General features: G+C 41.2%; 11 protein-coding genes. 5 read left to right on the top strand and 6 right to left on the bottom strand.

Features of this window, described 5'->3' with window-relative positions; all coding sequences use genetic code 11:
* Positions 1-691: 691 nt before the first annotated feature.
* The 5 genes from ccmE to ccmA are packed head-to-tail and all read right to left on the bottom strand — an operon-like array spanning position 692 to position 3,465.
* Positions 692-1,177: a cytochrome c maturation protein CcmE gene (gene ccmE / locus H5123_RS20070; protein WP_124017681.1), complete on the bottom strand. Its 486-nt coding sequence runs from the start codon at positions 1,175-1,177 to the stop codon at positions 692-694.
* Entirely contained in the window at positions 1,161-1,373 is a 213-nt protein-coding gene (gene ccmD, locus H5123_RS20065; protein ID WP_124017680.1) for a heme exporter protein CcmD, read from the bottom strand. The genes ccmE and ccmD overlap by 17 nt, the downstream gene beginning before the upstream one ends.
* Positions 1,373-2,119, bottom strand: a complete 747-nt coding sequence (locus H5123_RS20060) for a heme ABC transporter permease (RefSeq protein ID WP_124017679.1) — start codon at positions 2,117-2,119, stop codon at positions 1,373-1,375. Before H5123_RS20060 ends, ccmD begins: the two co-directional genes overlap by 1 nt.
* Complete coding sequence (gene ccmB / locus H5123_RS20055; RefSeq protein ID WP_124017678.1) at positions 2,119-2,805, bottom strand: heme exporter protein CcmB; 687 nt, start codon at positions 2,803-2,805, stop codon at positions 2,119-2,121. Before ccmB ends, H5123_RS20060 begins: the two co-directional genes overlap by 1 nt.
* A 9-nt stretch (positions 2,806-2,814) precedes the next feature.
* Entirely contained in the window at positions 2,815-3,465 is a 651-nt protein-coding gene (gene ccmA, locus H5123_RS20050) for a cytochrome c biogenesis heme-transporting ATPase CcmA (protein ID WP_124017677.1), read from the bottom strand.
* A 324-nt stretch (positions 3,466-3,789) separates the two neighbouring features.
* Here ccmA and H5123_RS20045 point away from each other — a divergent pair, with 324 nt between their 5' ends.
* Complete coding sequence (locus H5123_RS20045; RefSeq protein ID WP_124017676.1) at positions 3,790-4,083, top strand: cytochrome c5 family protein; 294 nt, start codon at positions 3,790-3,792, stop codon at positions 4,081-4,083.
* 95 nt (positions 4,084-4,178) lie between these two features.
* On the opposite strand, the gene ccmI is transcribed toward H5123_RS20045, so the two are convergent.
* The gene (ccmI, locus tag H5123_RS20040) at positions 4,179-5,432 is read right to left on the bottom strand and encodes a c-type cytochrome biogenesis protein CcmI (protein ID WP_182699062.1); all 1,254 of its coding nucleotides are present in this window, start codon (positions 5,430-5,432) and stop codon (positions 4,179-4,181) included.
* Positions 5,433-5,848: 416 nt separating this feature from the next.
* On the opposite strand from ccmI, the gene H5123_RS20035 reads away from it, so the two are divergent.
* The 4 genes from H5123_RS20035 to H5123_RS20020 are packed head-to-tail and all read left to right on the top strand — an operon-like array spanning position 5,849 to position 9,472.
* Positions 5,849-7,819 carry a heme lyase CcmF/NrfE family subunit gene (locus tag H5123_RS20035; RefSeq protein WP_124017674.1) on the top strand — a complete coding sequence of 657 codons (1,971 nt, stop codon included), beginning with the start codon at positions 5,849-5,851 and terminating at the stop codon, positions 7,817-7,819.
* A 16-nt stretch (positions 7,820-7,835) separates the two neighbouring features.
* On the top strand, positions 7,836-8,390 hold the full coding sequence (locus H5123_RS20030; protein WP_124017673.1) for a DsbE family thiol:disulfide interchange protein: 555 nt from the start codon (positions 7,836-7,838) through the stop codon (positions 8,388-8,390).
* The gene (nrfF, locus tag H5123_RS20025; RefSeq protein ID WP_124017672.1) at positions 8,390-8,872 is read left to right on the top strand and encodes a heme lyase NrfEFG subunit NrfF; all 483 of its coding nucleotides are present in this window, start codon (positions 8,390-8,392) and stop codon (positions 8,870-8,872) included. Before H5123_RS20030 ends, nrfF begins: the two co-directional genes overlap by 1 nt.
* 60 nt (positions 8,873-8,932) lie before the next feature.
* Positions 8,933-9,472 carry a TlpA disulfide reductase family protein gene (locus H5123_RS20020; protein ID WP_124017786.1) on the top strand — a complete coding sequence of 180 codons (540 nt, stop codon included), beginning with the start codon at positions 8,933-8,935 and terminating at the stop codon, positions 9,470-9,472.
* Positions 9,473-9,777 lie beyond the last annotated feature (305 nt).

The raw sequence follows: 9,777 nt of genomic DNA, 5'->3' as shown, positions 1-9,777 counted from the left end.
TTACTGATTACTGATTACTGATTACTGATTACTGATTTACTGGTATCTGTCTGTGGTCTAGGTTTTGTTTTCTCCTAAACAGTTAACCCATAATGTTGCCTAATTTAGGTTGCTCTTGCTGTCGGTTTTTTCGAAACATTTTTAGGGTTTTAAGAAGCTCAATATTGATTATCAGCCTTAACCGACTTTGATTTGGTCTAGTCTATTCAAGCAATAAAACCATTAATGACAAAGACTGTTGAATCAGCACCAATTGCTTTACTCAATGTGTTGTAAACCTAAGACGCGACTGTGTTAGTGATTAATAGAGAAGTTGCAGGGCTTGCTTGGCGATAAGCTGGTTGTGGCTGTGTAGGCTTTGGGAAGCATCTTATTACAGCTAGTGAAGTTGGCATTAATGGTGGATCAAGTTTTGTTGCGATTGTGCCTCAATATAGGGCTATCTAATGTGCTGCGCTGAGTATAACTGCCACACCCTAGAGATATTTAAAGCCTTTAAGCCACTGCCTAGTTTACTAGAGTTTCATTGTCGCTAATGTAGATATTCTTGCTTCGGAGCACAAACGAGTTAAACATGAAAATCTTACCTACCACTTGGATCGATCTACTTTTGAATTTGATTGTTTCTGTATCTACATAGTGTGTAAGCATAAAAAAAGCCTCCGAAGAGGCTTTTTATTACAGTTAAGGGTTATTTGTCTTCAAGCGCTTTTTGACTATAGGTCGGCTTTTCATGCTTTTGTCCCATAGCTTCAGCTACTTCAGGTGGCATATAGTTTTCATCATGCTTGGCAAGCACTTCCGTTGCCGCTAATTTTCCTGATTCTACTAATACACCTTGTGCGACGATCCCTTGACCTTCTCTAAACAAATCAGGTAACAAGTCATCATAAGTCACAACGACACTTCCGCCTGCTGAATCATGTACAGCAAACTCTACATATAAGCTGTCAGGATCTCGATTCATTGAGCCCATTGTAACCATACCGCCTACTCGGATTCGTTGTCCGACTTCAGGCAACACACCTGTGTCGTTTTTGCCGTGAGTAATTTCATATGGAGTATAGAATAAATTCAAATTTGAATTTAGTGCGTATAGCAATAATGAAGTAACGGCTGCAACGCCTGCAATTAATGTCACGGCGAGCGTTAATCTCTTTTTACGTCTTGGATTCACGGTTATTACCTCTTGTTTCTTTCAGGCGTTGTTCACGCGTTATCTTTTTAGCTATTTCAATTAGCACTTTACGCTTTTGTCTAATGCTTAGGGTGATCAATGTTGCCAAGCAGCCAATAGTTACACCATAGGATAACCAAACGTAAAATGCATAACCGCCCATATCTAAAAAATCTTTGAATGAATCAAATTGCATTATTTTGCCTCCTCTGCCGTTGCTAAGTCTCTCACCCACGGGCGCATACCATTTCGAGCAAGAATTTCTGTTCTATAACGGACGAGGGTAATGGCACCAATCATCATACCAAAACCAACAATGTTTATTAGCAGAGGGTATAGCATATCTGTCGACATGGTAGACTTCTCTGTTATTCTGATGGTCGACGGTTGATGCAAGCTGCTCCACCAATCGACAGAGTATTTAATAATTGGAATATTAATTACGCCGACAATAGCAAGGATACCAGACGCTCTAGCCGCGAGGACTTTGTCTTCAAATGATGCATACAGTGAGATCACGCCTAAGTATAAAAATAATAATACCAATTCAGATGTAAGGCGTGCATCCCATACCCACCAAGCACCCCACATAGGTTTGCCCCATGCAGCCCCTGTAAATAATGCAATAAAGGTGATCACAGCGCCTATCGGTGCAATGGCTGCTGCAGCCCAATCAGCCGATTTTATTTGCCAGACTAAACCTATGAATGAAGCTATTGCCATACCCATGTAAGCAGCCATAGACATTGATGCTGCAGGTACATGGATAAAGATGATACGGTAGCTATCACCTTGTTGATAATCCGTTGGGGCAAACAATAATCCCCAAATACTGCCAGTACCGACCATTAATATTGCAAGAATGCTAAACCATGGCAACAAGGTGCCAGACAATTTATATGCCCGTTCAGGGTCTGCGTAAGAATGTAGCCATTTCCACATTAGTTTGTACTCACTCGTAAAGAGGCGCCAATTGCGAAAGGTGCCAAGATTAAAGAACCGACCAACATAGCTGCAAGTATCGCAAGTTGACCATCGTAAGCCATGTTAAGTCCCGCAGCATCAATTGCACTGGTGGCAAAAATGAGTACGGGTATATATAAAGGCAAAATCAGCAAGCTTAGTAGCACTCCACCTTTTCGAAGCCCTACTGTAAGTGCTACACCTATTGCCCCAAGGAGCGACAATATTGGTGTGCCCAATGCTAATGTCAACATTAAGGCACCATAACTATTGCTCTCTAAATGTAATAGTACGGCCAGTAGTGGTGCGACTAGAATCAGTGGTACACCGGTTAGAATCCAATGTGCAAGTACCTTAGCTAATACCATCAATGCTAATGGTTGTGGACTCAGTAGCATTTGTTCTAGGCTACCGTCGTTAAAGTCTGCTTTAAATAAGCGCTCCAACGACAGCATTGATGCTAGTAAGGCCGCAACCCATATAATTCCTGGAGCTACTCTAGTAAGCACCTGAGATTCTGGTCCAATTCCTAGAGGGAAAAGAGTCACCACTAGGATAAAAAATAATAATGGGTTAAAAATATCTCCGCGATGACGAATTGCAATTCTTAAATCACGTTGTAGTAGCGTCATGAATGCTGCGGTGTAGCTGATTCCTCGTTTCATTCAAATACCTTATACAAAGCGATAGTCGAGAGTGATTTTGCGAAGCATAGCATTACTAATAATGCTCATATCCTGATGTGTTGTTAGTATCACACATCCACCCGACTCGGCATGTTGAATAAAAAGTTGTTCTAGTTCTTCTACACCTTTTTTATCAATTGCAGTAAAAGGCTCATCAAGGATCCATATTTTACAATTGCTGTATTGTAATCTTGCCAATGCTGTTCGTCGATGTTGCCCTGCGGATAAATGACCCGCAAGCGCCTCTTCAAAACCGGTTAAATTGACTTTGGCCAAAATAGCAGTGGTATCAAAACCATCATAGCCACTGATTCTTAAATTGAAGTTAAGATTTTCTTCTGCAGTGAGCTCACTTTTGACCCCTGCTAAGTGCCCTAGGTACAAGAGGTCATGGTTAAATTCATCCCTGCATCTATTGATGTTTTCACCACAATATTCAACATCTCCTGCATAGGGGCGTGACAAACCTGCAATTATTCGTAATAGACTGGTTTTACCTGCACCATTAGGACCCTCAATTTGGACAATATCACCCGCATTGATATTAAAACTCAGTTCGTCAAATAAAATCCGATCTTCACGAATACAGGTTAATTCGTTGGCACTTAATAGCACTTGTGATTGGTTTGATATGGTCACTTATCCCTCTTATTATGCGTGAGGATGAATTCGAAAAGATATTAACACAAACACTTTTACCGGTTTAGCTTTGTCATGATTAAGTGCTAGCAATTTGATATGGTTCCAAAAAAGAAGATATAGTTTGAACTTTTTTAATGATTGCTAATATATTACCTGAACTACACAGATTGTCTCGATTTAGAGCCTAAGCTGAGATTGTTATCACAAAAAGATGAGTTTTTTTGCTACTTGTAGTAATCTAGCCATTGCTAAAAATGAGTCTGCCTTCTAAATCAAAGGGCAGCGCTAAGCTTGGTATATTTGCAATTAGGAACGATGAATATGAAAAAATTGTTAGTAATGACTGCAGCAGCTGCATTAACTTTGTCTGCAAATGTATTTGCTCAAGAAGGTGAAGCTATTTATAACAAAGCGTGTCAAGTATGTCACAGCATGGGTGTGGCTGGTGCGCCTAAAGTTCATGATACTGCGGCATGGGAACCACGCCTAGCAAAAGGTTTAGATGCCTTAGTGGGTTCGGTTAAGTCTGGTTTAAACGCTATGCCACCAGGTGGCATGTGTACTGACTGTACCGATGATGATTACAAAAACGCAATTCAGTTTATGTCTAAGTAATTTTCAACTAGATCCAAAAACCGGCTTTAATAGCCGGTTTTTTTATGGGTAAATATCGGTAATGTTAAGCTATAACCTTACTGATGCTGCCATTGTTATTGCACTAAGGTATCGAGTGTTAATGTTGCATTATCACCCACCTTGAGCGTTTTTATCGTGCCCTTTAAGTCACCAGACTGTGGTTTAACATTGCCATTTTTTGACAATACTGCAATGATTTCGACTTCCTGAACTGAACTCAGTTTCACATCACCCCCCATTGACGTACTGTCATCTAGAGTGATCGTTACCGGTAAGTTACTTGCACTAATTTTAGTCGCCGCCAGCGGCACTTTAGGGCCTTGAGTTGCCCGAGCAAAAATAAACACTGTATCTGAATCAGATACTTTATCAGCTAACTCCGGTGCAATAGTTACTTCAATTTCGACGGTTTTTGCATTACTCGTCACTGCTGACTTTGGTGTTGCATCACCAGACATTGCACCTGATGCTTCATTAAGGCGCATATTCGCTGACTCAATGGCATTCATTAATGCTGTTTTGTCGACATCATTTCGATCGCTGTCGAGGATCATTTGCCAAGCATCGATAGCCTTCTGGTAGTTCGCAGTAAAGAACGCATCCATACCAACGAGAAGCAGTGTTGAGGGATCTTGTGGATCTAATGCTAAAGATTGCTCAATGATGGCTTGAATAGCCGGTGTCATCTGCTGATTCGCTTTGTAGTAGAGTGCAGTAGCTTTAGGTCCAAGCAGTTCGGCTTGCGTCCCGACTAATTGCATGACTTTATCGAATGCGGCAACGGCTTTATCATATTGGTTAGCAGATATATAAGCATGTCCAAGACTAAACCACGCCTGACTATCCTCTGGCTGTGCTTCCACTTTAGCTTCCATCATCTGTACGCGTTGCGACATGATTTGTGCTGTGTCCATACCTTGATGTGGATTGCTTGCTTGGGGAGGATTCGCTAATTCTTGATAAGCACCGAGGTGTTGATATAAGTAACCTGAAATGGCCAATATGCACAGGGTCATAAAAGCAGGCCATAAAGCGCTCTTTGATTTCATTTCTACGTCAAGAGAATCGTCACCTTTTTGGCTCATGTCTTGAAGTAGATTTATCTCTAGTTCTTTTTTTAATGCCTCAAATTCGACTTGGTCTAATAGGTCGTCATTCAATTCCTTTTCAAGAATGGTTATACGTTCGGCAAAAAGTTCAAGGTTAGTTTGTCTACGGACACCAGACTCTTCAGCTCGCAATAGCTTTTGTTGACGAAAATGTGGAACCCAAATCATGATTAGGCCAATAAGTACGACAAGCGCAATAAATATCCAAAATGTGGTCATTGTTTCAATATTCACTTTTAGGTTAACAGAGAAAGCGGCTATACCGCAGTGCTTGGAATCTTGATTATACGGAAAGATTATTAATTGAATAGTAATATAAGGAAGATATGAATCCAAATCCTGAGAGTTGCGTACTGGTTCACAGATTGAATTGTTTGTCTTACTAATAGCGAAACTTTGTTAAGGTAATTGTGTCAGACAGGTTGTCATAAATTTTCGTTTTGATTGAATAGATGCTCATAATGAGACTAGTGACCCAATTTTGTACGAAAATGGCAGACAGAAGCCATCGCAAGTTCTAAAATGCGTTAAAATTCGTTTAAGCTAATGTGCGTATATTAGTTTCACCGCATTAAATAGTGCTACCGTGATTTGTCTGTTTCAGATCCGCTAATTTTTTAGACTAAGGAATACCCATGATTCCAGAACTTGGACATTTCTCGCTAATTCTCGGTTTGGCTTTTGCCTTACTGCTAGCTAGCGTGCCGTTATATGGTTCCGCCCGTAAAGACCAGTATCTCGTTCGTTATGCCTGGCCACTAACATACGGAATGTTTTTTTTCATCAGTCTTTCGGTTATTGCGTTAGGGTATAGTTTCGCTGTCGATGATTTCTCTGTGGCTTATGTCGCACATCATTCTAATTCTCAACTTCCAATATTCTTTAAAATTGCGGCAGTGTGGGGCGGGCATGAAGGGTCACTATTATTCTGGGTATTTGCGTTGTCTGTATGGACCGCATCGGTAGCCTTATTTAGTAAGGGATTAGAAGAGGTCTTTACTGCAAGGGTGCTATCAGTATTAGCGATGATTGTTGTCGGTTTCAGTTTATTTATGATCCTAACATCAAGTCCATTTGAACGGATCTTCCCTATCCCGCTAGAAGGTCGAGATTTAAACCCAATGTTGCAAGATGTGGGCTTAATCTTCCATCCGCCAATGTTGTATCTGGGGTATGTCGGTTTCTCGGTCTGTTTTGCTTTTGCTATTGCGGCTTTAATGAGTGGCAGGCTTGACTCTGCTTGGGCTCGTTGGAGTCGTCCTTGGACATTAGCGGCATGGATATTTTTAACCGGTGGTATTTCATTAGGTTCTTGGTGGGCATATTACGAATTAGGTTGGGGCGGTTGGTGGTTCTGGGATCCCGTTGAAAACGCATCATTTATGCCTTGGTTAGTGGGTACCGCTTTAGTGCACTCATTAATTGTGACCGAAAAGCGTGGCGCATTCCGTAACTGGACCGTACTACTGTCTATTTTTGCTTTCTCTTTAAGTTTACTCGGTACCTTTATTGTACGTTCAGGCGTACTTACTTCAGTGCATTCTTTTGCAGCAGATCCAAGCCGTGGTTTGTTTATCTTGTTGTTGTTAGGTATTGCCATTGGTGGTTCATTAACTTTGTTTGCCTTCCGTGCAAGCGAAATGAGTAGCCCAGCTCGATTTGAGCTTAAATCGAAAGAAACCATGTTGTTAATTTGTAATGTGCTTCTGACGGTTTCAGCTGGTACTGTTTTATTGGGTACCTTGTATCCTTTACTCATTGACGCTCTAGGCATGGGTAAGATTTCTGTTGGTCCTCCATATTTTAATGCGGTATTTGTACCTATCGTGTTAGTGCTATTTGGCTTTATGGGAATTGGTCCAATTATTCGCTGGAAAAAATCTAAAGCCGGTGAAATTAAAAGACAGTTACTCATTCCAGCTATTATTGCTTTAGTTGTTGGGGTAGCGGCGCCATTTGTTGCTGGTGGTCAGTTTAATGCTTGGGTAATGTGTGGTGTCGCTGCGACAACATGGATCATGCTATCAACTTTCCGTGCCGCTTATAATATGGTGAGCAATAAAGAGGGTGGCATCAGTCTTAACCGAATCGGGCGTAGTCAGCTCGGCATGCTCTTTGCCCACTTTGGTATCGCGGTATCGGTAATGGGGGCAACAATTGTCTCTAATTATTCGATCGAGAAAAGCGTACGCATGGGGCCTGGAATAAGCCAAGAACTAGCAGGTTATACATTTAAGTATTTAGAAACTAAAAATGTCGTCGGTCCTAACTATACTGCGCAACAAGGTCAAATTGAGATTTATAAAGATGATGAATTTATCACTTTATTAAAACCTGACCGTCGTCAGTACAACGTGCGCACTATGGATATGACTGAAGCGGGTATTGATTGGGGCTTGTTCCGTGACTTATATGTCACTATGGGCGACCCAATTAATTTAACTGAGTTTGCTGTGCGTCTTAACTACAAGCCGTTTGTACGTTGGTTGTGGTTTGGTTCGATCTTTATGATGATTGGTGGCTTCTTAGCAGCATCAGATAAACGTTATCGTGTGAAGCAAGTTGCTACAGAAGAAGCAGTAAAAGCAAAATTAGCGACAGCTTAATTAACTCGGAGACATTATGAAGAAGTTTGTACTGTTTATACCTTTGGTTATATTTTTGGGTATGGGCGTGTTTTTATATCAAGGATTATTTCTCAATCCTAAAGTGCTCGATTCTGCATTAGAAGGAAAGCCTGTCCCGGCTTTCCAGCTCGAGCGCTTGGAAGTACCTAGTGAAGTCTTGACTGAGAAAGATTTGCCCGCAAAAGTATTGATGTTGAACTTTTGGGCGACTTGGTGTCCAGCATGTAAATATGAACATCCTTATTTAATGATGTTATCTAAGCGTAATTTGTTACCTATATACGGTATCAACTATCGTGACGAACGAGCATTAGCTGTCAAAGAGTTAACGACCCAAGGCGATCCATACACAGTTAATATCTATGATAAGGATGGTCGCTTGGGCCTCGACCTTGGGGTTTATGGCGCACCAGAAACCTTCATTGTTGATCATAACGGTATTATTCGTTATCGCTATGCTGGTCCCATTGACCAAACGGTTTGGACACAAACCTTGTATCCGATGATCCAGCAATTACAAGCTGAAGCAAAACTTGATGGGGCATCGTAATGAAATGTATATTTAAAATGATGTTGGCTTGTACTAGTTTACTTTTTTCTCTGAACGTATTGGCTACTCCAGTCGATACCTATGAGTTTAAATCAGTAGATAATCAGCAAAGGGCCTTGTCACTCGCACATCAGTTGCGTTGTCCTCAGTGTCAGAATCAAAACTTAGTCGATTCAAATTCTCCTGTTGCGCAAGATTTACGTCTTGAAGTCTATAAAATGGTAGATAATGGCAAGTCAGACTCAGACATCATCGAATTTATGACTAGTCGCTACGGTGACTTTGTTTTGTATAATCCTAAGTTAGACTCGAAAACCTATCTTTTATGGCTTGGTCCATTCGGGTTACTTATTTTGGGACTGTTTATTGGCTTTATCTTTGTGCGAAAACAACGGATCCAAGCAACAGAATCCACAACCTTGTCGGCAGAGCAGCAAGCCGAATTAGATGCGTTATTAAATCGTAATAAAGCGGCTAAATAACAGATTGGAGTATTAATTTTGAAACAGTGGTTTGCGTTTATCTTCACTAGCTTCTTTCTTATGGGTATTGCAAGTGGTGTTAATGCATATCCCGGCATGCAAGCTGCGGCTGAGCAAACCACTGATTCAACGCTTGAGCGAATCAATATATTGCCGCAGCCATTCCCAGTAGCGCTAGTCGATTTTAGCGATATCGTTGGTGAGCCGGTTAACTTTGACCAATATAAGGGCAAAGTCGTCGTTATTAATCTTTGGGCTACTTGGTGCCCACCTTGTGTCAGAGAACTTCCAGCGCTCAATCGATTAGATCAAACTCTAGATGCTGCACATTTTGCACTATTACCTATTTCGATTGATGCTGAAGCCGTGGCTATTGTGCAACCATTTTTAGAATCTCTTGGTTTACCCACATTTAACTCGTATTTTGATCCGCAACAACGACTACGTGATGTTTTCCCGCTGGATACCATTCCTGCGACATTTATCTTAAATGAACAAGGTGAGCTGGTGGCTTATGTGCGTTCGTATGTCGATTGGGATGATAAAAATGTCATTAGCTTCCTTGAACAGTTTCGTAAAGGCACTAAAAAAGTACAATAAATAGTCATAATATGACCTAAAATACGAAAAAGGATCGCTTTTGGTGAAAAGATCGCCAAGCGATCCTTTTTTGTTTAAAAAGGCCTTGCACAAAATCTTAAGCTGCCTATAATGCGCATCCACTGACACGGCAGACAGCGAAAGCGGTCACCGAGTTGGGTTGAGTTAAGTGGTTCATATCACTGGATTCAAGGCGAAAAGAAAGTTTGAAAAAACACTTGACGCCGACACGGGAAAGCGTAGAATACGCACCCCAAGCCAACGACCTAGCGTCTTACGGCGATGTCTGAAAAATTGACATCACG

It is taken from the genome of Shewanella sp. SR43-4 (genome assembly GCF_014163845.1).
Lineage (GTDB): Bacteria > Pseudomonadota > Gammaproteobacteria > Enterobacterales > Shewanellaceae > Shewanella > Shewanella vesiculosa.
Note: the sequence above shows the minus strand (reverse complement) of the source record. Positions and strands in the feature narration are given on the sequence as shown.